A 24,741-nucleotide genomic window follows, 5' to 3' on the forward strand; every position below is an offset into this window, starting at 1 on the left:
AAAAATAATGTAATTTTTAAATTAAAAATCTATTTTATAACTGATATTCATTGCTGAAATGTTATTTTTTATCAGCTTTATAGTATTTTCCTTATAGTTGAATTGATATCCGATAAAATCGTTGTCACGTGTGGTATTAATAGATTTTATAGCAAATTCATGACTTACTTTTGGTCGGTTAATTCTGTATTTAATTGTAAAATTAGTTAAAAACATAGAAGGTTGTTGTTTTTCAAATGCCCGGGTCTCATCATATTGTATTTCCTTATCCGGATGTAGCAGGGTCGCTTGTTCATCAATAGGAGAATAGCGTAAACCTCCTTGCAAAGTAAGTTTTACATTTACTCCTAATACATTTTGTTTATTACGTCCAACCATCCATTCCTTACCTCCTAATACATTGAAAATGTAATTCCGATTAAATCGGGTATTATACCACTTTCCATTCCCCCCTTTATATTTTGAATCAAATATAGAACCTGTAAACATATAATAGTATCCTTTATCCAGATAACGTTCTATAGTAATGTCTATGCCTAGATTTCTACCTTTCCCTTTATTTACCAGTGCATCCTCTACATACAGCAGATTTCGGTTTATCACAGAATAAGAACTATCAGCAATTACAGGGACATTATATAGATGTTGAAAATACGGCTCTATACGTAGAGATAGATTTTTAGATAATTTCTGATGATAAGAAATAAGGAAATGGTGAGCTTTGGTGAAGTCTAAATTTTTATTGACCAGATTGTCTCGGGTTTTAGAAGTTTTCGTAAAATATACGTCCATTTTTTCCATACGGCTATGTAGGCCATACGCAAAAGTTAAGTCATGTGAATTATCAGGAAGCCATTTAATGCTGGCTCTGGGTTCAATAGTCCAATAATTGTTAAGTGTAAGGAGTTGTGTATTAATACCTAATGAGGTAATTATGTTATCACTTAAGTTTATATATGAGTTGCTATATCCGGAAAAAAGAGTAGTAGAGCCACTTCCGTTGGAAATAGTTTTCATAGGCTGCGTTTCAAAAGGGCTTACTCTGTAATTCATATCATAGAATAAATTGAGGATAGAAATACCAGTTTTGTTACTATGTTTTGGCGAAAATTTTTGAGTAAGTGATGTAGATAAAGAGATGTTGTTGTTACTACTTTTTAAATCAAGATAAGGACTATATTGAATATCATAGCCTAAAACATTTTGTTGTGTTGTATACTCAGAAGTGGTGAATCCTGCAAAACTTTCCAATAAAGATTTTTCAGAAATATTATATTTATAAGTTATACCTAAAGCACCCATATATTGTTTTAAATCACTGGTAAAACGATCTCCGTTGTTTTCCCATTTTTCTTTATTTTCCTCTGCATTTTCCTTATATTTATCTATAGAACCAATTCCCCAAAATGAAAATGTTCCTGATTTTTTGGTTGGAAAATTTAATTTAAAAGACAAATCCTGAAAATTTAAGCCTTTGATAATGGAATGCCTGTAGTTGGCAATATAAGAAGATCCGGTAGATTTGCTTACAGGTCCTTCTGAGGATAAATTAATACCTGTAACACCTATTTCCGCAGTATGTTCATATTTACGATTGTTTCCTTTTTTTAAATTCATATCAAATATTCCAGATATGGCATTATTATATTCCGCAGGAAAAGCCCCGGTTAGAAAGTCCGAATTTCCCAGAATAAAACTACTTATAGAAAAAAAAGTACCACCACCTACAGTAGAAAGGTCTGCAAAATGGTTAGGATTAGGAATTTCTATTCCTTCCAGTCTCCATTGCAATAAATGAGGAGCATTTCCATGTATGGATATACCATTACTTGAAACTCCGCCTGCTACCCCTGCGAAAGCACTGGCAAGTCGAGCAGGGTCATCAAAGCCTCCGGCATAACGATTAGCTTCCTCTGTACTGAACATTCTTCCTCCAGCCAAAGCCATTTTATTTAGTATTTTATCCTTTTTTATCTCTGCATTTATAACTATTTCCTCTATTTCCTTTTCTACAAAGTTCTCCCTTAACAAAATTTCCAAATACGTTTCTTTAGATGAGGTAACCTGTATTTCTGCAATCGTAGCTGGTTCATACTTATTATGAAATACTCTCAAAGTATAACGCCCAACTGGTATATTGAAAAAATGAAATTCTCCCGATTCGTTACTTAATACATTTCTTTCAGGATAGGTATCAATAATAATTTTAGCATTAGGTATAGTTGTCTCCAAAGTTTCATCCATAATAATTCCTCTTAACGTTTGTTTAGGGAGGTTTTCTTGGGCTGACAAGTAAATTGAGAAAAATAGGAATAAAAGAGTGAGAAGTGATTTCATACTAGTGGGTGATTTTGTTTTGAATACAAATTTAATTGAGGCAGATACTGTTTTTAAGCCAAAGTATTTTATTGAATTTTTATTTGTTCCTTATGATTAGATAAGAGAAATTACTTTTACCTCAGCTTTTAAAATTAATTTTTATCCTTTCTTCTTTTAATAAAGCTCATTAGTTGATAAACTTTATCAAATGCATTACCGACTCCTTTTGAATTTGAAATTTTTTCATCCAGTATATTCTCAAAAGAATCTAGTACTTTTTCACAATCTTCTACTTTAATTCCCGTGTCTTTAGAAATTTTAATTAATACTTCAGCTCTGTTCATATTGTATTTATTTTTGATTTGTATTTCAAAAATATAAAGGACTTAAAAGCAAATATTCATTAGTATATATACATGGGAATAAAGTATACAAGTGAAGTGATTAGGTATACTTTTTAATTATAATTAGTAAAGGTAAGCTGTATAATATGAATGACTACAGGTCAAAGATTCGATAATCCGAGCTGATTTGCTTTACAATTTTCTCAATTCTTTCTTTATGCGTATCTGAAAGGAAAATTTGACCAAACTCTTCCTTGTGAACGAGCTTTACCAGCTGAGAAACTCTATGCTCATCTAGCTTGTCAAAGATATCGTCCATTAAGAGAACCGGGTTTTTACTGGATTTTTCTTTTATATGTTGAAGCTGTGCAAGCTTTAAAGATATTAAAAATGATTTTTGCTGGCCCTGAGAACCATATTTTTTTATAGGATAATCAAATAATGTGAATAGAAGATCATCCTTATGAATTCCTTGAGTTGTATAGCTGGCAGCACGGTCTCGTCCCAACGAATCTTTTAAAATCTGCTCAAACGGTTTGTCATCTAAATCGGATATATAACGAATAGCTACATTCTCTTTTAGTCCGGATAATATTGAGTAAAATTCAATGAATTTAGGAACATAGGTGATAATAAACTCTTTTCTCAGTTTATGAATTATGGTTCCGTTTTTTATAAGTTCAGAATCATAAATTTCAAGGCTGAACTCATCATAAAAATTATTGGTTATGAATAATTTAAGTAATGCATTCCTTTGAGCCAAAGCTTTTTGGTATCGTATAAGTACATGCATATATTCCGGATTGATCTGGCAGATCATTCCGTCCATAAATTTTCTTCTGTACTCACTTCCCTCAGTTATAAGATTTTGATCATACGGAGAAATCATAACACAAGGGTATTTTCCTATATGATCAGATAATTTTTCGTAAGCTTTATTATTTTTCTTTATTATTTTTTTTTGACCCGACTGAACTTGTAATTTGATAATATCCTCACTACTTTCATCAGCAAATTTACCTTCTATGGAGAAAAAGTTCTCTCCGAAACGAATATTATTCAGATCAGAATGGTTTAAATAACTTTTAGTTAATGATAAATAATGAACAGCATCTAATAAGTTGGTCTTTCCAATTCCGTTATTACCCACAAAACAATTTATCTTTTCAGAGAAGGAAAATTGTCTTTCAATAATATTTCTGAAATTAAATACTCTTAAATCCTTGAGATACATCATAAGGATTAGCTGGTTTTAGGGTATTCACCAGGATTAGCCTCATTCATAATGTCATAAATTCCTTCAACAATGTCATCTAAAGACGGTTTAGAAAAATAATCACCATCGGAACCGTAGGCAGGTCTATGTTCTTTAGCTGTTATTGTTTTAGGTGCTGAGTCTAAATATCTGAAAGCATCTTGTTCTTCCAATATTTTTTGCATCAAATAGGCACTGGCACCTCCGGGAACGTCTTCGTCAATCACAATTAAACGATTGGTTTTCTTAACACTCTCAGCCACCTGATGTTTAATATCGAAAGGCACTAAAGATTGTGCATCAATTATTTCTATATCTATCCCTAAAGTTGAGAGTTCTTTAGCCGCTTCTGTAACGATTTTCCACGTAGCTCCGTAAGTAACTACTGTAATATCATTTCCTTCTTTGGTAATCTCAATTTCACCAACTGTAGTTGTAAACTCACCAAGATTATTAGGTAAAGCTTCCTTCAATCTGTATCCGTTAAGACATTCAATAATGATACAAGGCTCATCTGCTTGTAGCATGGTGTTGTAAAAACCGGCGGCTTTAATAAAATTTCTGGGAACCAAAATAAAAATACCTCTCAAAAAATGAATTAATCCACCCATAGGTGAACCTGAGTGCCAAATACCTTCAAGTCTGTGTCCACGCGTACGGATAATTAACGGAGCTTTTTGCTTGCCTTTTGTTCTGTAACTAAGGCTGGCTAAGTCGTCACTCATCGTTTGTAATCCATATAACATGTAATCCAGATATTGAATTTCAGCTATAGGTCTTAATCCTCTCATAGCCATCCCTATTCCTTGGCCGATGATGCTAGCCTCCCGTATTCCGGTATCTGTTATTCTGATTTTACCAAATTTTTCCTGTAAACCTTCAAAACCTTGATTAACATCGCCTATTTTTCCTACATCTTCTCCAAAAGCTATAATTTCCGGATATTTTTCAAATAATCGTTCAAAATTATCTCTGACAATAATTCTTCCATCTACCGATTTTGGATTTTCATCATATTCAGGGGATATTGATTTAACTTTTAAAGCGGACCATTGACTATCTGAGTATAATTTAGAATTGTAATTTTCATTTTCTTTTTGAAAAGCTTTATCATACCATTCCAATAACAGCGCCTTACTCGTTAACTTTTCCTCTCTTACGATACGTAAAACTTTCCTTACAAAATGAAAGATATCTTTTTTGTATAAGGTTGAAATACCTAAAAAAGATTCTTTCTCTTTATTGATAAAAGGTTTCTTAGAACTTTCGTTCATAAGGTTATCAATATGAACTAATACTTCTTTTTTAAGAATATCAATATCAGTTCTGAAATTTTTCCAGGCATTCCTCTGGTGCTCTTTAACTAATTCCTTGATTTCATTTTCAATAGTTTCGAGTTCAGTTTCAGACGCTATATGAATTTCAAGATTGCCTTTGTCGTCATACACAACATAATCAAGAATCCATTGCCGGAATTTTTTTATACAATCATGTTCTTTTTCCCATTCTAGTCTTTCGGCGGATTTATACCTTTCATGTGATCCTGAGGTTGAATGTCCTTGAGGTTGAGTTAACTCATTTACATGTACAATTACCGGAATATGTTCTTTGCGGGCAATAGCTTCAGCTTTGGCATATGCATCAATTAAGCCGGCATAATTCCATCCCTGTACTTTAATTATTTCACAACCACTGGTGGAATTTTGGGAGCTTCTTTGGAAACCTTGTAGCAATTCAGAAAAATCCTTTTTAGCCCGTTGTTTAGATGATGCCACCGATATACCATATCCGTCATCCCATATAGATAAAATCATTGGGACATGTAAAGCACAAGCTGCATTTAAAGTTTCCCAGAAATGTCCTTCAGCTGTACTGGCATCACCAATGGTTCCAAAAGCAACTTCATTTCCATTGTTAGAAAACTGAATTTTATTTTTAAGTTTTTCTTCAGATTTGTAAACTTTTGAAGCATAAGCCAGCCCTAATAGTCTGGGTATTTGTGCAGCAGTCGGAGATAGATCAGCCGCATTATTTTTTTGTTCAGTTAAGTTTTTCCACGATCCATCTTCATTAACTAAGTGAGTTGCATAATGGCAATTCATCATTCTTCCTCCCGATTCAGGTTCACGGTTTTCATCCGTATCAGCATATAGCTGTGCAAAGTAATTTTCAATTGTGATTTCTCCTATACTTAAAGCAAATGTCTGATCCCTGTAGTATCCGGAACGAAAATCTCCATTTCGAAAAATTTTAGCCATTGCTATTTGAGGTAGTTCTTTCCCATCACCTAAAATTCCAAATTTAGCTTTTCCGGACAAGACTTCCTTTCTTCCTAATAAACTACATTCACGACTAATTAAACACATTTTATAATCATTAAGTATTTCCTTTCTAAATTCCTGAAAGCTTAGGTTATTTTCTGTGTCTGAAACTGTTTCCTGAATCACTGTATGTAAATTTTTTTAAGATTGAACAAAGTTACAGCTTTTTTTATAACGTAAAATTTTTGATTATTAATTTGTTTCAAAATAAATTAGTATTGAATTAAAATTTCTAAATTTGGTAAATCAACATAAAACATTATGAATAAGGACATAGCTGAAAACACATTCAGGCAAGAGGTTGAAAATAAATATATTGTTTACAATAGTTTGTTTTCAAATTTACCCTATGATGACATGGGGAAGATTGGGGCATTAACACCAATGTTGTATGATTTAAGCAGTAAGGAGCTAAAAAAATCTAAAAACCCCAAAGATATTATCGAAACTTTTCTAACTAAGTTTGCCCATATAAAGAATGATGAAGATAGAAGAAATTTATTGTTCAGAATTATTCAGTTTATAGAAAGAGAAGTCGTTTTATTTGATTCTGTAGAAGATGCATCATTTGATAATATAATTGCTTTAAACCATCAGAAAGGAACACTTGAAAACTTATATCAGGTAGCACAGCAGCAAAAAAAGCTGGATGAAGTTTTTGAAGAATTAAAGACGTTTAAAGTCAGAGTGGTATTTACTGCTCACCCTACTCAGTTTTATCCTAATCCAGTTTTAAGAATTATAGCTGACTTAACAGATGCTATTCAAAAAAATGATATTAACCGTATCAATGATTTACTTCAGCAATTAGGTAAAACTCCTTTTATTAATAAGACGCAACCAACACCTTTGGAAGAGGCCGATAGTATAATTTATTATTTGCGTTATGTTTATTATGATGCCATCGGTCAGCTTCATGAAAAATTATTTTTAGAGCATTATAAACAAGAACAGGAATTTATCCCGGTAATGGAATTAGGGTTTTGGCCGGGTGGCGACAGGGATGGAAATCCTTTTGTAACAGCTGAAATAACTAAAAAGGTTACAGAAGAATTAAGAACAAGCATTATGAAATGCTATTATAACGATCTGAAAAAAATTTCCAGAAGATTAACTTTCAGAGGGGTTTATGAAAAATTAGGAGAATTATCAGATTCAATTTATGAAAACTCTTTTGGTGTTCGTAGTGATTTGACAACCGGTATCATTTTATCGAAAATTGCGGAGGTACGCGAAATTTTAATTAAAGAGCATGATGGTATCTTTCTTAATGAGCTTGACAGATTCTCAAGGCAGGTTAAAACTTTCCGAAGACATTTTGCATCATTAGATATTCGTCAGGATAGTGGAATTCATAATCACATAATAAATGCTATTGTTAAAAGGTATAATCTATCTGACAAATCTTATAATGAGATGGATAAGGAAGAAAAGTTTTATATACTTTTTCAATCCAATATTTTAATCCAGGAAGAAGATTTCGAAGAAGAAATTATTAAAGATACTATCAGGAATATCAAGCAATTACAACAAATACAAAAAGATAACGGAGAGCAGGCTATTCATAGATATATAATCAGCAATTCAACAACTATTTTTAGTGTGTTGGAAGTTTTAGCACTATTTGAATTTTGCGGATATAAAAGCTATGAGATAAATATGGATATTATTCCGCTTTTCGAAACCGTTGAGGGGCTTGATAATGCTGAAGATGTAATGTCTCAGCTATATAATTTACCGTTATACAGAAATCACTTGATGAGAAGAAATGAACGACAAACAATCATGTTGGGATTTTCTGACGGAACAAAAGACGGAGGTTATGTAAAAGCAAATTGGGGAATATTTAAAGCTAAAGAAAAGTTAACGACAGTTTCAAAAGAAAATAAAGTAGAAGTATTGTTTTTTGATGGTAGAGGAGGTCCTCCGGCAAGAGGCGGAGGTAAAACAAGACAGTTTTATGCTTCTCAGGGTCCTACTATAGCCTCTAATCAGATACAGCTGACTATCCAGGGGCAAACCATATCATCATCTTATGGTTCAGTAAACCAGGCAAAACATAATTTTGAGCAATTAATTACTGCAGGAATATCTAATCGGGTCTTTGAAAACAAAAAATTGAACTTAACTGAAGAAGATAGGAATATCCTGGATGAATTATCGAAAATTAGTTATCAGAAATACCAGGAATTAAAAGAACATCCACAGTTTATTTCTTATCTTGAAGAAAGAACCACTGTTGAATATTACGGTAAAGCGAATATTGGAAGTCGACCTTCTAAAAGAAAAAAAACAAGCGGATTACAGTTTAAAGACTTAAGAGCTATTCCTTTTGTAGGTTCATGGAGTTTATCCAAACAAAACGTTCCCGGTTATTTCGGTTTTGGTTTTGCTGTAAAACAGCTTAAAGAAGAAGGCAAAATGCATGAACTTCAAGATTTGTATCAAAGATCGTTATATTTCAGAACTTTAGTACAAAATAGTATGATGTCCATGATTAAGTGTAATTTTCAGTTAACTTCCTATATGAAGAATAATGATAAATTTTCGGATTTTTGGAATGAATTAAACAATGAATTTATTTTGACCAAGGATCTATTATTGGAGGTAAGTAAACAAAATCTTTTGATGGAAAAAGAAGAAATGAATCGTTTGTCTGTTCTTTGTCGTGAAAAAATTATGCTGCCATTACTTATTATACAGCAATATTCTTTGCAGAAAATACATGAAGCAGAAACTGATGAGGAACGCCTAACCTATGAAAGGATGTTAGTACGTACATTGTTTGGTATTATAAACGCTAGTAGAAACTCAGCGTAATAACACGTTTGCAGTTTATTATATTTATATATAGTTACTAATAAAATTAAAAAGAGAGTATATTTCAGTATACTCTCTTTTTTTTATAAGTTGTTAGTAGGTTTAACTTTAGAATAAGGAGTAACCAGAAAATACAAATTAGAAGAAATCCATCCAATCCAGAACAAATATCCGCCCAAATGGAAACGTTCTTTCATTAGTCTGTGTTCATATACAGTTGAAAAATCATAATAGGTATATCCTATTCCAACAATTCCGGTTAAAAGTAAAAGAAAAAAAATCAGTCTGGCTGTATTTAATCTGCAAGTTCTTTTAACAATCCATTGTAAGAAGATGAGAAAAACCTGAATAGCAAAAATTACAAGCGCAGTTTTCCACCAGGTTTTAAAAATTTTATATTCAGTTCGTATTAAATTAATTCCCATTCGCCCCAGCCAAGACATCTTTGACATTAAAAAACCGGCACTAAGCGAAATAAGAAGTTCGAAAATAAGCAGAAGAGAGAGTCTTTTCATTATTAATTTTTTAATTCATAACTAAAAAAACGGATTTTTATTTCATTTAAAATCGTGTTTCTAAAAATAATAAGAATTACATTTGATTTTTATATAATAAATATGATAAAGGCTATTTTTTTTGATATAGACGGAACATTGATAAGTTTTAACACTCATAAAATATCATCCCATACATTAGATGCCCTTCATCAAGTTAAGCAAGACGGTATTAAACTTTTTATTGCTACAGGAAGGCACAAGTTGGAAGTAGATCGTTTTGAAGGATTTGAATTTGAGGGGCATGTGACCATGAATGGTCAATATTGTTATAATGATAAAGAGATAATATATAAAAAGCCGATAGATAAAAATACGGTTCAATCGGTAATAAAACTTGCTGAAGATACCGGGGAAGCGTATATGTTTTTTGAAGAAAATAATGTTTATCTTAACAAAATAAATCATAAAGTAGAAAAAGTCCTTGAAGAAGTAAAAGTTAATAATATACAGATAGAAGAATTAAGTCAGTTTTCTGATAAAGAAATATTCCAAATTGTATGTTTTGTTACTGAAAAAGAAGAAAAAGAAGTGAAAAGCAAGCTTCCTTTATGTGAAATAACTCGTTGGCATCCTTTGTTTATGGATATAAATCCTAAAGGAGGGAATAAAAAAAACGGAATTTTAAAAATGTTAGATTACTATCATATTTCCCCAGATGAGATTATGGCAATAGGTGATGGGGAAAATGATATATCCATGCTGGAAGTGGCTAAATATAGTGTTGCAATGGAAAATGCTTCAGAGCAAGTAAAGTCTCATGCAGGATTTATTACCTCACATGTAGATGATGACGGAGTGGTTAATGCATTAAAGCACTATGGCTTAATTTAAAACTAGAAATACGTCGTTTATATAAATCCTTCAAAGATAATTATATGAGTTTTCAATTATTATATATTTGAATAATTGGTAGATGTAGAGTTTAGTAATTTTTTCTGCCTTCTTTAGACCAGATTAAAAAGTATTTTTCGTAAAATAACACCTTTATATGACGAAGATATATGCGTTTACAATATAATTTTGATAAAGACAATTATTTTTCACTTTATAATTCATAAGATGTTTTATACATAAAATGTTTTAATATTTTGCGCTTTTTCAATAAACTTAAGTGACGTATAATAACGAGGCTGTTATGTAGATGGAATAATTTGTGTAATATAAATAAAATGGTAATAATATTGAAAAAAATAAAATACAAAAAAAATGTAATTGGTTGTTGTATAAACAGATATAAATGATATAAGCCAGCCCGAATCTTTTTTATAAAAATTTTTAAAAATTATTTATGGAAAAATGTTAAAAATTGAATCTAATAAGAAAAATTAATAAATCTTAAATAAAATACAATGAAACTAGTAACAAAAATTTTAGTAGTAGCAGTTTTAGGAAGTCTTATTATGTCTTTCGGTAAACATTCTAAAGATCAAATTATTGATGAAAATGATCCTAAAAAAGAACTTTCACATTTCCCGGCAGCTAAAGAAGGAATGGTACGTTATGTTATTTTTTTAGATAAAAAGTCAAACGAAGATTTATATAAGGTAGAATTAATTCCTGGAAAAGTAATGAATGTTGATTGTAATATTCATAGGTTAATAGGGAAAACAGAAGAAAAAGATTTGGAAGGATGGGGATATACCTATTTTGAATTTTCTTCAGAAGGTAATGCTATTTCGACACGCAAAGGATGTCCTAACCAAACAAATAGCAACAAATTCATATCATCAGAATCAATGATGGTAAGGTATAACAGTAAGTTGCCGATTGTTGTTTATGCACCTAAAGGGTATGAAATTAAGTATAAAATATGGGAAGCAGGAAAGCTTAAAAATTCATCAGCTAACTAAAAAAATTTTAAAACCTATACAAAAAACCTTCTTAGAATTTCTAAGAAGGTTTTTTTATAATAACATAGGGTTTAAATTCCACGATTAATTTTAGAGAGAGTTTCATTTACTGAAAAGTATTGTACATCAAACTTTTCAATTCCTAAGCCTTGAATTCTTTTGGCGTGCATATCCATATAATTTTCAGCCGTTTCCTTATTTTCAAATAAATAAATGCCACCAGCCTTTCCTGTTTCCGGGTTTTCCGTCCATATTTTAGAAATAAAACCAGCCTCATTATTAATACTGTCAGCAAGATCTTTACCTACTTTTACCAGTTCTTCTCCCATCATGGACGGAGGAAAATCAAAACTTAATTGAATTAAAATCATAGTTTAATTTTTATGTTATTTTAACACAAATATAAGCAGATTTTGTACATCCGTTATGTTATAATTAATGCTTACAAAAACCGTAAATAAATATTTTCTAATCTATTTCTAATGTTGGATTAATAAGAAATTAATTTACATTAAACCGCTTTTTAATATATGTAGAATATCTTTGCTCGAGATAAAATATTCCACCTATAATGTACAAATACGGATTTTTAATACTAAGTTTTTTTACTGCCATTTACGTTTCCGCTCAAAAGCAGGATAGCATAAAGATAAGCCAGGAACAGATTGAGTCCCTGTTTCTAAATCAAAACCTTGAATTGCTGGCTGAGCAAATGAATATCGGTATTGCAGAAGCAGCAGTTATACAGGCGAAATTATGGGAAAACCCTTCTTTTTCTTTAGGAGACTTTAATTTGTGGACAACCGAGGCACAAAAAGAATCGGTGTTACCACTATTTGGTAAAACAGGTAGAAAGCAGTTTTCATTAGAGTTGAGCCAGTTAGTACAAACTGCCCGAAAAAGAGGTAAATTGATTAGCAGGGAAAAAGTTTCTAAAGAAATGGCTATACAGGATTTCGAAGAAGTGATCAGAGCTTTAAAGTTAGAGCTGAGAACTTCCATTCAGGAAATAATTTATTTACAGGATTATCAGAAAATCTTATCTAAACAAGAAGAATTAATAAGAGGATTAATATCTGCATACAAAAATCAGGTTTCACAAGGTAATATTGCGAAAAATGAATTGATACGTTTACAATCATCATTGTTAGAGTTAACCAATGAAATTTACGAAGTAAAAACAGACTTTAATGAGAAGCAGAGAGTGTTAAAATCACTTTTGAGTATGGAATCAACTAGTATGTTGGTCATCGATGAAAATAATCAGGATATAAAATCACCGGATATCTTAAATATAGATACATTGCTGAATCAAGCAGCTGAAAACCGGCCGGATGTTAAAAAAGCAAATTTACAAATCGAATATTTTGATAAAGATCTGGCTTATGAAAAAGCACAGCGTGTACCCGATTTAACTTTTTCAGCAGGATATGACAGAGCAGGTGGAGTATGGAAAGATTATGTAGGTTTTGGTGTGAGTTTCGATTTACCCATATTAAACAGAAATAAAGGAAATATCAAAGCAGCTCAGTTAGGAAAAGAACAAAGTAAATATTTAGCTCAAAATCAAGTAAATGTTGCCAGGCAAGAAGTTGCAGAAGCATTTAATAACTATAAAATTACTTATGATTTACAAAAAGAGATCGAAAATGAAAATCTGTCACAGGATTTGGATTTCATGATTGATGCATACACAAGAAATTTAATGAAAAGAAATATCAGCATGCTCGAATATATTGATTTTATGGAAGCCTATAAAACCAATAAGCAAACCATGTTAAATACAAGAAAAAATATGTTTGTACAATTTGAACAATTACAATACGCTACAGGTGTTGAAATAAAATAAAATTATGAGGAGAATATCATTTATACTTACAGCCACTTATTTATTTGTCGCATGTTCCGGAGAAGGAGAGAAAGATAAGAAAAATCAGGAAACTCCCGTTAGCGAAGCATTTTTAAAAAATGTAAAAACTGTTTCTGCAGTATTGAAATCTCAGGAAGAAGATTTGGTTCTTACCGGTAAAGTAGAATACGATCCGGATAGAATAGTCGAATATTCACCCATAATTAACGGAGTAGTAACTAATACATTTTTTTCTTTAGGAGATAAAGTAGGAAGAGGTCAGGTACTTGCCTATGTTAAAAGTATGGAGGTAAATTCACTGAAATCTGAAAAAGCCTCCTTGCAGGCTGAGTTGATGACTGCTAAAAGAGAATTGCAAAGTGCAGAATCCATGCATAAAGACAATATGTTGTCAGATACAGAATTAGCAGAAGCTCGTGCAAAAGTAAGGCAGGCATCCGCTGAACTTGGAAGGGTAAATTCAGACATGCAGGTAACCGGAACAAATAGCAAAGGTGGGTTTTCAATTACATCACCCATGTCCGGATATATTGTGAGTAAAAATATAGCTTCTGGTATGAGTATCTCTCCAGATTCCGATCCTCTTTTTACTGTAGCCGACTTAAGTCAGGTTTGGATAAGTGCGAATGTATATGCAAGCAATTTACAGTTTGTAAAAGAAGGAATGCCGGTTGAAATGACATCATTGTCTTATCCGGGAGAAGTTTTTGAAGGTCGTGTCACTCATATTTCCCAGGTTTTTGATTCTGAAGAAAGAGTTTTAAAAGCACGTATTGTGATGGCTAATCCGGAGCTTAAATTCAAGCCGGAAATGTCAATGATTATTAAATTAAAAAACAATACAGAAAACATGAAAGTTTCAGTGCCTGTAAAAGCACTTATTTTCGATGAAAACAAAGACTTTGTTATTGTAGAAGAATCCAATCATAATTTTAAAATAAAAGAAATTAAGTTATTAGGGCATAATGAAGATACCGCTTATATAGCATCCGGAATTTCTGAAGGAGAAAAAGTGGTTATCAAAGATCAGTTGCTTATCTATTCACACTTAAAAAATAAATAAATCCCATGCATAAGTTTGTAGAGAAATGTATTGCATTTTCGCTCCGTAACCATATATTAGTACTATTCCTAACTGTGCTTTTAGCCATAGGAGGAGTTGTCTGTTATTTCAATACCCCTATAGAAGCTTATCCGGATGTTACCAACACACGGGTTAGAATTATCACTCAATGGCCGGGAAGAAGTGCAGAAGAAATAGAAAAATTTGTAACACTTCCTGTGATGAGGGAGATGAATACCATACCCAGGAAAACAGATGTAAGATCAACTTCGTTATTTGGGTTGTCGGTGGTTACAGTGATTTTTGAAGATGGTGTTGATGACTTTTTTGCACAACAGTATGCATCTAACCGAATGCAGGGACTTGATCTCCCGGATGGAGCAGATGCAGGAATAGAACCCCCGTCAGGAGCTACCGGAGAAATTTACCGGTACGTTGTTAAAAGTGATTTACCTATCCGGGAAGTAGCAGCATTAAATGAATGGGTAATAGAAAGAGAATTGCTTTCAGTTCCCGGAGTAGCCAGTATCAATAGTTTTGGTGGCGAAGAAAAAATTTATGAAATAAAAGTTAATCCTATCGAATTAGCAAACTATGATCTGTCTCCTTTAGAAGTATACGAAGCAATTTCAAACAGTAATATAAATGTAGGAGGAGATGTTATTCAAAAAGGTAATCAGGCCTACGTTGTAAGAGGGATCGGTCTTTTAGAAAGTGTGAAAGATATAGAGAACATACTGATAGAAGTAAAAGGAAGTACACCAGTCAGAGTAAAGCAGGTAGCGACTGTGAGTGTAGGAGCAAAACCGAGATTAGGTCAGGTTGGGCTTGATGATAAAGATGATGTTGTACAGGGAATTGTAGTCATGTTACGAGGGCAGAACCCTGGAGAAGTAATCAAAAATCTTAAAGAAAAAATATCAGAATTAAATGAGCGGATATTACCGGAAGATGTAAAAATGGAACCATTTATCGATAGAACTAATCTTGTCGATTCTACGGTGCATACAGTAATGAAAAACCTTATAGAAGGGATTATACTGGTTTCAATCGTTGTATTTATATTCCTTTTTAACTGGAGAACCACTCTAATTGTAGCAACAGTAATTCCATTGTCTTTCCTTTTTGCAATTATTATGCTTAGAATTCAGGGATTACCTGCTAACTTAATTTCCATGGGAGCACTTGATTTTGGACTGTTACTCGAAGGAACATTGGTAATTGTTGAGATCATATTTGTGGCAATGGTCAAAAAAACAGATCAATTGGGAGATGTACGTTACACAAAATTAGCTAAAGGTGGTCTTATAAAGAAAAGCTCCGGTTCTGTTGCTTCTCATATCTTTTTTGCGCAGATTATTCTGGTTGTTGCACTATTCCCTATTTTTTCTTTTCAGAAGGTCGAAGGTAAAATGTTTTCACCCTTGGCATTTACCTTAGGATATGCTTTGTTAGGATCGTTAATTTTAGCAATCACATATGTGCCGGTTATGTGTAAAATATTGCTAAACAAGCCTATGAAAGAAAAAACCAATAAGATAAGTCGATTTTTTACATCCAACCTATATAAAATATATGAATTTGCGTCCAGGCATCGAAAAGCAAGTATAGCAGCATTTTTAATAGTATTAGTTGCTTGTGCTGCCAGGTTTAGCTTTTGGGGAACCGAATTCATACCGAGTATGAATGAAGGGGCTATATATATCAGGGCTACCCTTCCCAATAGTATTAATCTGGACGAATCGGTACGGATTACCAAAGAAATGAAGAAAAAGCTGAGGAAATTTGATGAAGTTAAGTTCGTTTTAACACAAACAGGAAGACCCAATGACGGAACTGATGCAACAGGATTTTTCAATATTGAATTTCATACGGAATTAAAACCGGAAAACCAGTGGAAAAGAAAAATTTCAAAAGATGACCTGATTGCTGAGATGAAAGAAGCACTCGATATTTATCCCGGTACTATATTCGGTTTCAGCCAGCCGATTCAGGATAATGTGGAAGAGTATGTAGCAGGTGTAAAAAGTTCGTTGGTAATTAAAATATTCGGGGATGATCTTCATCAGTTAGAAAAGCTAGCAGACCAGACAGCATCCATCATTAAAAATGTAAATGGTGTTGACGATGTTAATGTTTTCAGAAGTATAGGTTTACCTGAATTACAGATTAAATTGTCTGAGTCACGTATGGCAAGATATGCGGTATCTATGAATGATGCACAAGCGGTAGTTGAAATGGCTATTGGGGGTAAAGCAGCTACTGAGTTTTATGAAGGAGAACGTATTTTTGATGTAAGGGTTCGTTTTCAAAAAGAATACAGAGATAATGAAGACAAAATTGGCGAAATTCTTATTCCTACCATGGATGGTAAATATGTTCCGTTGAAAGAAATAGCAGATATAACGTTTGTTTCTGGTCCTACCTTTATATATAGAGATGGTAGCAGCAGATATGTTGGAGTAGGTTTTAGTATCCGGGACAGGGATTTAGGTTCTACCATAGCCGAAGCAAGAGAAAAAGTAGATAAGGGAGTAAAGCTGGAACATGGAAATAAAATGGTTTGGGCCGGGGAATTTGAAAGTCAGCAAAGAGCTACACATAGGCTTATGGTGATAGTTCCCTGTGTAATTTTACTTATACTATTTTTACTATATATGAATTTCCGCACAGTTAAAGATACTTTAATAGCAGCCAGCGCCATGCCATATGCATTCATTGGTGGATTTATATCGCTTTGGGCAACAGGTACTATTTTTGGAATCTCGGCAGGTATTGGTTTTATTATACTTTTCGGAATTACGGCTATTGACAGTATATTGCTTATAGCATTGATGAAAAAGAAAATGAGTACCATGAGAAATTTAAGAGAAGCTATAGATAGTGCAGTAAAAAGTAGAATCAGACCTGTTTTAATGATTGCCTTGATGGGGTCTATGGGGCTATTGCCGGCAGCCATGTCTAACGGTATGGGGTCAGAAGTGCAAAAACCATTAGCAATTATGATTGTAGGAGGGATAGTAGTATGTATGTTGTTGTCATTTACTATTTTACCTCAGGTTTTCTACTTCGCATATAGAAGAAATAAAAAACTAAAACCATAAATATAGTATCTTTATAAGATTAAAAAATCTAGATTATGCAGTTGTTATTGGTCGAAGATAATAAGAAAATAAGTGAATTCATGGTTAAAGGTCTGGAAGAAAGCGGTTTTTCTATAACCTTGGCGGAAAACGGGGTTGAAGCCAGAAGTCAGATTAATGAAGGAAAATGGGATGTCATATTATTAGATATTATGTTGCCTGATATAGACGGTATAGAGATATTACAGTATATAAGGTATAAAAAAATTACCGTTCCGGTATTAGTGATTAGCGCCTTAGGAGATCCTGATGATAAGGTTCGTGCATTGGATTATGGAGCTGATGATTATTTATCTAAGCCCTTTCATTTTAAAGAATTGATTGCCAGAATCCATGCACTAGACCGAAGGGTGAAAATGAGTTATGACTCTTCATCAGAAATGCTGGTATGTGATGATTTGATAGTGCACGTAGATGAGCACAAAATAATGAGAGGAGACGTAGAAATAAATCTTACGATTCAGGAATTTAAATTGTTGAAATTTCTGATGGAAAATAAAAATAAAGTAGTTTCCAGAACGCAGATTTTGACCAATGTATGGGGCGTAAACCATGACATAAATACTAATATTGTTGATGTATATATTTCTTATCTCAGGAATAAAATAGATTGGGAAGGCAAAAATAAAATTATTGAAACCATCAAAGGAAGAGGATACAGAATCAAATCATAAATGAAAAATAAAAATGTCCGATGAAAATACAGACACGTTTGAGCATAATTAGCTCAGCTTTATGGGGGATTGTTTTTATCGTTGTTTCCCTTTTAATTTTTGGACTTTATAAAAGGAACATCGAAAATTCTGTCTACAGAAATCTTAAAAAGACGTCTCAGATCATCGGACATTATTTTTTTGAAGAAGATGAAGTAAGTCCCAAGGAATTCCTGAAGATCAAAAAACAATATGAAAAAATGGCCGATCCTGATTACGAAATCTACGATGAAGATAATCAGCTGGTTTATGGTAATACTCCTGATATTTCTGTTAGTATCATAGAAAATATCCGGTTAAAAAAGAAATTGATGTTTACCACGGAAAATTTTTTATGTTATGGAGTTTATTATAATGATAATCAGGGGGACTTTGTTATTATAACCAAAGAAAAGAAAAAAGATGTATATAACTATATAAATCCGTTAATATGGATTCTTTTGTCAGCTTTTATATTAGGTTTGTTAGCCACCGTTTTACTAAATAAATGGATTGCAAATATTGCTTACCGCCCCATAAGAGATACTATAAAACAAGTGAAAGAAATGTCGCCGGGAGACAGTATGCAGTTAACAACTACTCATACGGTTCAGGATGAGCTCTATGATTTAACCGAAACTTTTAATGAATTACTCAGTAAAATTTCAGATACATTTAAAATACAGCAAAATTTTGTGAGTTATGTTTCCCATGAGTTTAAAACACCTTTAACAGCAATTCAGGGTAACCTCGAAGTGTTTTCTCTTAAAGACAGAACGCCCGAAGAATACCATACGCTTACTGATACTTTAATAAGTGAAATTCAGCAGTTGGAAGAAATTCTTGAAACTCTACTTATAGTTTCTGATTTAAGAAAAAATACTGATATTTCTGAGCAAATCAGAATTGATGAAATGATTTTTGAAATTATAAAAAAAGTTTCCGGTAAATATCCGGATTATACTGAGAAGCTAAATTTTGAATGGGAGATTTCTCCTGAAAGAGAAGATCTATTACAAATAAATATAGATAAAACCCAGTTGTTCATAGCCTTGTTCAACCTTATTGAAAATGCTGTAAAATTTTCGAAAGGAAATGGAGTTAATATTAAATTATTTGAAGTAAATAAAAAATTAGGATTGACCATACAGGATCATGGAATAGGTATTCCGGAAAAACAATTGAGTGAAATAAGTAAGCCTTTTTATCGTGCTGAAAATGCAGGAAATATTTCAGGTAAGGGGATTGGTTTATCCATTGCTTTGCGAATATTTGAAAAAAATAGCATCAACTATAAAATTAATTCAATAGAAAATAAAGGAACAGAAATTAATTTATCTTTTTTATAATAAAACAGAGTTTAAACTCATCTGATTTTTTTAAATTACCCTCAATTTATAAATTTTAATTTTAAATTGAGGGTAAAATTTTATAAAATATTCAGATAAAATAATATTATATGCATTACTTTTACGGATAAAAAGTAACGTATGAAAATTTTTTACAGTTTATTTTCAATTCTTTGGATTTCCTTAAGTCTTTCTGCACAAGAAAATATTTATCACACATTTTGTGGTGCAGAAGAGGTAAATAAAGAATTAATGGAGCTAGATCCCGGATTTAAAGATAGGATACAGAAATTTAACAAAGAACTTTCTGTGTTAGCTAAGTCAGGGCGTTTGCAACAAGTATACAAATCGGATAACGGAATATACGAAATTCCGGTGGTAGTCCATGTTTTTCATGATGGATCACCGATAGGTACCCAGTATAATAAGACAGATGAACAAATTCAATCTTGGATTGATGCAACTAATAAAATATATGAAGGTACAGCACCCGGATTTGACGGTCCAGGCACGGGAGGTACACGTATACCCATACGATTGGTTTTAGCAAAAAGAGATATGAATTGTAACCCTACTTCAGGTATTATCCGTATTGATGGTTCTCAGCTTCCGGATTATGTTGAATACGGTGTGAAAAGAAACGGAAACAATGGAGTTACTGAAAGTCAGTTATATAATCTGAGCCAATGGGATCGGGTTTTTTATTATAATATTTATGTAATAAACAAATTTGATGGAAACGATGCTTCGAAAGGAGGTTTAGCGGGGTATGCATATTATCCTGGGGGTTCTAATGACAGAACATTAATGGTGTCTACTATAGTTAAAAATACAGATACCACCTTATCACACGAATTCGGGCACGCAATGGGATTAAAGCATACGTTTGGAGACGTAAGCGGTAACGGGGGAGTATGCCCACCAAGTACAGGCGATTGTACGGTAGATGATGATTTTGTATGCGATACAGAACCTACGCAAAGTCTATTAAATACCTATCCTGTACCTACCAATTCAGATATAAACCCATGTACAGGAACGTATTATCAAGGTACTCAATACAATATCATGAACTACGGATATAAACTCACCCGATTTACCGATGGTCAAGGACAGCGAGCGATTGCTCATATATTGGCGTTTAGAGCTTCTCATATTAATTCAAAGGGAGGAGAACAACCTGATGATAAAAAACTAATTCAGCCCGTTAAAGCTTGTGTACCTACATCTATTGCAAATCCTGAAAATGAGTATCAAATGGGGCCTGCCAATGTAACTTTTGGTGATATGAATTACAAATCAGGGGGATATAATGTTGATGGATTTCTTTTTTATATAGATAATCCTGCTAAATGCTATGCAGATAAAGCAACGACAAGTATTCCTGTAGGTGTCGAAACACCTCTTTCTATCTCAGTAAATATAAATGATCAAAATGTAAAAGCTTATATAGACTATAATAACGATGGAGTGTTTGACGAAGTGAATGAACTGGTTTTTTCAAAAAGAATAATTAAAAATACAACTGAAACAATCAACGTTACTCCTCCTTCAGATGTAGTAGTTAATTCACCTTTGCGAATGAGAGTTGTCGCTGACTGGGTATCAGAAAACATAACTGCATGCAAAAATTTGTTGTATGGACAGGCGGAAGATTTTGCTGTTACTTTCACGAAAACTTTGGATATTGATGAGCCATTGAAAAAAGAGAATATTAAAATTTTCACACATAATAAATCAATAATTATTAAATCAGAGCAATTACTCATTAAAAAAGTAGATGTTTTTGATATATATGGAAAAAGACTAGTTTCAGAAGAATTTTCACCAAACTCTCTTTATGAAATATCCCAAGATAAACTTTTAGGTGCGACTATTGTCTTTCTCGTAATACAATCTGAAAACGGAGCTACTTATAAAGAAAAAGTTTTAGTTCATTAGATAGTTATAATAAAAAAGGAGGATAAAAACATTCTCCTTTTTTATTATAATTGATTTACATAAGGTTAATAATATTGTATTATAAAATATGTAAAATAAAATGATATAAAAAAATATCTTTCTCGTTTTCATTATTTGGATTTTTCATTACTTTTCTTTTTCAGTTTAATTTGTTTTTCACGGGATTCCAGATAAGTCATGAAATTGCTGTTATATGTATGCAAACGAGCGTTGTTAATCATATTTAAAGCTTTTTTATATTTTTTCTGATATTCTAAAAGAAGAGATTTTTTGTTCAGGATGACTGCTTTATCAATACCTTTAACAGTCAATGCAAAGTTAATAAGTTTTTTTGCTTCCTTATAATCGTCATTCCATAACAAACAATCTATGAAGTAAGGATATAAATTTAAAGAATGAATATTGATAGACATAGCTTCTTCAAAATATTCTTTAGCAGTTTCATAATCATTTAAAATTTCAGAATATACTCTGGCTAGCAAACATAAACAATCTGCATTTTTTTCATAAGACAAAGCATAATTCAAGGCCTCTATGGTTTCTTCCATATTATAAGGGAAGTTGTCTAATGCCTGAAAGTAATATTTATTTTGTATAGTGTTCATGGTTTATTCAATTATGTATTTTATTTCGTTTTCCCAATCGGGATAGTCAATTTGTTCTAAGTACTCACTTACTTCTTTAATCCAAACAGCTTCAGATTTTATTCTTCCTTTAGAAAAAGTTTGTAAATTAAATTTAGGGCGATTATCAAAAGCCTGTATTAAAGTGTTATTTATCCCTTTCATAGTTTTTTAACTTAATTGATCTTTATTTTTTAAAGCGGTTTGAACTGAATGCATTATAGCTTGTCGTTTTTTTGGATTCTCAATATTTTCTTTATAATAACCAGAATATGCGGCAATAACTGAAACAGGTTTATTTTCTAAAATAGCAGCTTTTAACCGGTAATTTCCATCTATAATCCAATAATCACCAATCGAAGGAATAAACCAGGCAAATACAGGAGGAAGTTGGTCTTGTTTAGCCAATTTTCGCCACCATTTCATCCTTGAAGAATCAACATCTACTTTTTTTGAAAATAAAAGATTCTGATCCCATTCGCCCGTATGAATTGAATCAAAAGAGTCTTTCTCTATAAAAATACAGTTAGATTGAATACATCGGGTATTACTCTCATATCCTTTCAAAATCCATAGGGAAGTGTTAAAAAAATGATTTTCGCTTTTTAGAAGAATATTTGCATAATATCTACTCCATGATTTGTATTTTTCTTCTGTTGATAAATCTTTCCTTTTTTCAATTTCCTGTGAGTTGATATTACCTATAAAAGTATATCTATCACTGAAAGTTCTTATAACAGAAACATCCCAATAGTCTTTGTCAATAGCAGCCCAAAATAATATTTGATTTTTACATTTTAATTTCATTTTCCTGTTGTTTCCACTTTCCAATAAAAGATTAGGTGTAGAAATCTTCTCAATAGTAAGTTCCAGTCCATCCCATTTTTGATCATATGTATATAAGTCTTTCCAATAATAGTTCATTTTGAATTAATTTTATTTAAAATTACAGAGCTCCAATCGGCTTCATTCTTTATAATTAAAGTTTCGAAGTTATAAACAAGACCTTCTTTTTTTACTCCTTCGGAATCATCAATATGTAAATCTATATTGAACATAGGAGGGTATTTTGAGCATCTAAATGATTTATTTTTCATTATTTTATTATGCGTGTTTGCATTAATGACCTTATTTATTAATATACCATAAGAAAGAAAATTAAGTTTTATCAGCAATGGATTTCTATAAGAAGTTGTATAAATATAAACTTGATGTCCATCTTGGGATAATTTTCTAAATAATGATACAGTTCCTAAGCGTATTTTTTCAAAACCGATAATTTTTTGTACTATATTTTGTTTCTCAACAGGAAAAGTAATTTTTCCGTTAATCAGGGTGTCATCTAAATCAAAAGAAAGTATCATAATTTTATATATAAAGATTCACTTATTCTTATTAGCACTGCTTGTTTTTCCATTTCCTGAAAAGTGTTTTGTAGATCTTCCACACTATTAAAAAAATGTCTGCTGAGGAAAGAATATTTTTCTGTTTTAATTAAAAAATTAAGAAAAGTCAAAGGTTCTAAATACTCTTCAGGAAATTCATTAATAGCTGTAATAATTTTCTCTTCAAATTCAGGTATTTCAAATTCCGGATTCAGTATTCGGGTAATTTTCCCTTTACCGACCGTACGATTTCCTTCTCTTATTAAAAAGGTTTTTCCCATAAAAAAATTTCCAAAATGAAAAACAGGATTAAGGGTAGTTAAAAACACTTTTATACTTTCACCGGGTTGACAGGTTTCTTTATTAATAAAGTTTTGTGGTGCATCCCAATCTTTGTCATTATAAAAAAATTGTCCCCTGTAACCATTTGCTATTGCTGTTTTTCTACCCCCTTCTTCTTCTTTAAAATAATAGATCTCTGCTTCCAGGTCAGGAAGTTTATTATTTTTTTCAGAAAATAGAAACATCTTGTTTTTATACTTGATAGAAAGTTGCTTGAATCTTTTTTTCCATCCATTATCTAAAGCAAAAATAATTGCATCATGTACAAATTGAGGTGTAACCTGCCATAATTCACAGTCATCCGGAGGTAATGAATTTATATAAAGCCAAACATCATACCAGCCTATATCAACAGTTAAAGTATAAGAGGAATTATTTTTAACTTTAATTCGGATTACAGTTAAAAATTGCCATTCATAAGTTTCTTTTTTTACTGTTATATCTCTAAATTTTTTTTTCATACTCTTTGATTAAAATATTCTCTAACTTATTTTCTTTATACCCCAGCTGCTCTAATGTTTTTAGACCATCAATAGCATATTCTTTATTTGCTGTTAAACTTATATTTTCATATTTTAAAATATGTAATAAAAACTCATTAATAAATCTAGGTTGATTTAAATTAATAACTATAGTTTCATTACCTTTTTTAAAAGGCAATCCTTCGTTAAAGGGATTTCCTCCGGTGTAGGTTAAATTATATCTGAAAAGAATGCGTATTCTGCATGTTTTATTTTCAGCTGGGAATATTAAAACATGAGAAACTCGAGAATTAAGTGTCCGGAATCTCCAGTTTAAAATCTGTTTATTAACAATAATTTGACGTATTTTATTCTTCATTTTGCT

Annotated in this window: 21 protein-coding genes; 9 read left to right on the top strand and 12 right to left on the bottom strand. The window is 31.8% G+C overall.

Annotation, left to right across the window (positions count from 1 at the left end):
* Positions 1 to 21: 21 nt before the first annotated feature.
* The 4 genes from EOV51_RS06305 to EOV51_RS06320 form a co-directional block, all read right to left on the bottom strand.
* Entirely contained in the window at positions 22 to 2,337 is a 2,316-nt protein-coding gene (locus EOV51_RS06305) for a TonB-dependent receptor (RefSeq protein ID WP_128151007.1), read from the bottom strand.
* Between the two features lie 134 nt (positions 2,338 to 2,471).
* Positions 2,472 to 2,663 carry an HU family DNA-binding protein gene (locus tag EOV51_RS06310; protein WP_128151009.1) on the bottom strand — a complete coding sequence of 64 codons (192 nt, stop codon included), beginning with the start codon at positions 2,661 to 2,663 and terminating at the stop codon, positions 2,472 to 2,474.
* Between the two features lie 154 nt (positions 2,664 to 2,817).
* Positions 2,818 to 3,897: a DNA replication/repair protein RecF gene (recF, locus tag EOV51_RS06315; protein ID WP_128153304.1), complete on the bottom strand. Its 1,080-nt coding sequence runs from the start codon at positions 3,895 to 3,897 to the stop codon at positions 2,818 to 2,820.
* A gap of 8 nt (positions 3,898 to 3,905) precedes the next feature.
* A complete protein-coding gene (locus EOV51_RS06320) occupies positions 3,906 to 6,362 on the bottom strand; it encodes an alpha-ketoacid dehydrogenase subunit alpha/beta (protein ID WP_128153305.1) in 2,457 nt (818 codons plus the stop codon).
* Positions 6,363 to 6,500: 138 nt separating this feature from the next.
* Here EOV51_RS06320 and EOV51_RS06325 point away from each other — a divergent pair, with 138 nt between their 5' ends.
* Positions 6,501 to 9,059, top strand: a complete 2,559-nt coding sequence (locus EOV51_RS06325) for a phosphoenolpyruvate carboxylase (RefSeq protein WP_128151011.1) — start codon at positions 6,501 to 6,503, stop codon at positions 9,057 to 9,059.
* A gap of 83 nt (positions 9,060 to 9,142) precedes the next feature.
* Here the strand turns inward: EOV51_RS06325 and EOV51_RS06330 are convergent, their stop codons facing one another.
* Positions 9,143 to 9,574 (bottom strand): hypothetical protein, encoded by a 432-nt coding sequence (locus EOV51_RS06330; RefSeq protein ID WP_128151013.1) that lies wholly within the window; start codon positions 9,572 to 9,574, stop codon positions 9,143 to 9,145.
* Positions 9,575 to 9,676: 102 nt separating this feature from the next.
* Between EOV51_RS06330 and EOV51_RS06335 the strand changes: the two genes are divergently transcribed.
* Positions 9,677 to 10,447, top strand: a complete 771-nt coding sequence (locus tag EOV51_RS06335) for a Cof-type HAD-IIB family hydrolase (RefSeq protein ID WP_128151015.1) — start codon at positions 9,677 to 9,679, stop codon at positions 10,445 to 10,447.
* 518 nt (positions 10,448 to 10,965) lie between these two features.
* Positions 10,966 to 11,466: a serine protease inhibitor ecotin gene (gene eco, locus EOV51_RS06340; protein WP_128151017.1), complete on the top strand. Its 501-nt coding sequence runs from the start codon at positions 10,966 to 10,968 to the stop codon at positions 11,464 to 11,466.
* A 71-nt stretch (positions 11,467 to 11,537) separates the two neighbouring features.
* Here eco and EOV51_RS06345 read toward each other — a convergent pair whose 3' ends face one another.
* Positions 11,538 to 11,837, bottom strand: coding sequence for a monooxygenase (locus tag EOV51_RS06345; RefSeq protein WP_128151018.1), 300 nt, complete (start codon positions 11,835 to 11,837; stop codon positions 11,538 to 11,540).
* Positions 11,838 to 12,037: 200 nt separating this feature from the next.
* On the opposite strand from EOV51_RS06345, the gene EOV51_RS06350 reads away from it, so the two are divergent.
* The 6 genes from EOV51_RS06350 to EOV51_RS06375 all read left to right on the top strand — a co-directional run bounded on the left by EOV51_RS06350 (position 12,038) and on the right by EOV51_RS06375 (position 21,524).
* Positions 12,038 to 13,315 (top strand): TolC family protein, encoded by a 1,278-nt coding sequence (locus EOV51_RS06350; protein WP_128151020.1) that lies wholly within the window; start codon positions 12,038 to 12,040, stop codon positions 13,313 to 13,315.
* Positions 13,316 to 13,319: 4 nt separating this feature from the next.
* Positions 13,320 to 14,399: an efflux RND transporter periplasmic adaptor subunit gene (locus EOV51_RS06355; protein ID WP_128151022.1), complete on the top strand. Its 1,080-nt coding sequence runs from the start codon at positions 13,320 to 13,322 to the stop codon at positions 14,397 to 14,399.
* Between the two features lie 5 nt (positions 14,400 to 14,404).
* Positions 14,405 to 17,503, top strand: coding sequence for an efflux RND transporter permease subunit (locus EOV51_RS06360; RefSeq protein ID WP_128151024.1), 3,099 nt, complete (start codon positions 14,405 to 14,407; stop codon positions 17,501 to 17,503).
* Positions 17,504 to 17,538: 35 nt separating this feature from the next.
* On the top strand, positions 17,539 to 18,216 hold the full coding sequence (locus EOV51_RS06365; protein ID WP_128151026.1) for a response regulator transcription factor: 678 nt from the start codon (positions 17,539 to 17,541) through the stop codon (positions 18,214 to 18,216).
* Between the two features lie 20 nt (positions 18,217 to 18,236).
* Complete coding sequence (locus EOV51_RS06370; RefSeq protein WP_128151028.1) at positions 18,237 to 19,583, top strand: sensor histidine kinase; 1,347 nt, start codon at positions 18,237 to 18,239, stop codon at positions 19,581 to 19,583.
* Positions 19,584 to 19,724: 141 nt separating this feature from the next.
* Entirely contained in the window at positions 19,725 to 21,524 is a 1,800-nt protein-coding gene (locus EOV51_RS06375; RefSeq protein ID WP_128151030.1) for a GEVED domain-containing protein, read from the top strand.
* Between the two features lie 131 nt (positions 21,525 to 21,655).
* Here EOV51_RS06375 and EOV51_RS06380 read toward each other — a convergent pair whose 3' ends face one another.
* The 6 genes from EOV51_RS06380 to EOV51_RS06405 are packed head-to-tail and all read right to left on the bottom strand — an operon-like array spanning position 21,656 to position 24,735.
* Complete coding sequence (locus EOV51_RS06380; RefSeq protein ID WP_128151032.1) at positions 21,656 to 22,150, bottom strand: hypothetical protein; 495 nt, start codon at positions 22,148 to 22,150, stop codon at positions 21,656 to 21,658.
* Between the two features lie 3 nt (positions 22,151 to 22,153).
* Positions 22,154 to 22,333 (bottom strand): hypothetical protein, encoded by a 180-nt coding sequence (locus tag EOV51_RS06385; protein ID WP_128151034.1) that lies wholly within the window; start codon positions 22,331 to 22,333, stop codon positions 22,154 to 22,156.
* Positions 22,334 to 22,339: 6 nt separating this feature from the next.
* Positions 22,340 to 23,092 (bottom strand): hypothetical protein, encoded by a 753-nt coding sequence (locus tag EOV51_RS06390; RefSeq protein WP_128151036.1) that lies wholly within the window; start codon positions 23,090 to 23,092, stop codon positions 22,340 to 22,342.
* Positions 23,089 to 23,532, bottom strand: a complete 444-nt coding sequence (locus tag EOV51_RS06395; protein WP_128151038.1) for a hypothetical protein — start codon at positions 23,530 to 23,532, stop codon at positions 23,089 to 23,091. Before EOV51_RS06395 ends, EOV51_RS06390 begins: the two co-directional genes overlap by 4 nt.
* A complete protein-coding gene (locus tag EOV51_RS06400) occupies positions 23,529 to 24,356 on the bottom strand; it encodes an EF-Tu C-terminal domain-related protein (RefSeq protein ID WP_128151040.1) in 828 nt (275 codons plus the stop codon). Before EOV51_RS06400 ends, EOV51_RS06395 begins: the two co-directional genes overlap by 4 nt.
* Positions 24,340 to 24,735 (bottom strand): hypothetical protein, encoded by a 396-nt coding sequence (locus EOV51_RS06405; RefSeq protein WP_128151042.1) that lies wholly within the window; start codon positions 24,733 to 24,735, stop codon positions 24,340 to 24,342. The genes EOV51_RS06400 and EOV51_RS06405 overlap by 17 nt, the downstream gene beginning before the upstream one ends.
* Positions 24,736 to 24,741 lie beyond the last annotated feature (6 nt).

The sequence above is a fragment of the Apibacter raozihei genome, assembly GCF_004014855.1.
Lineage (GTDB): Bacteria > Bacteroidota > Bacteroidia > Flavobacteriales > Weeksellaceae > Apibacter > Apibacter raozihei.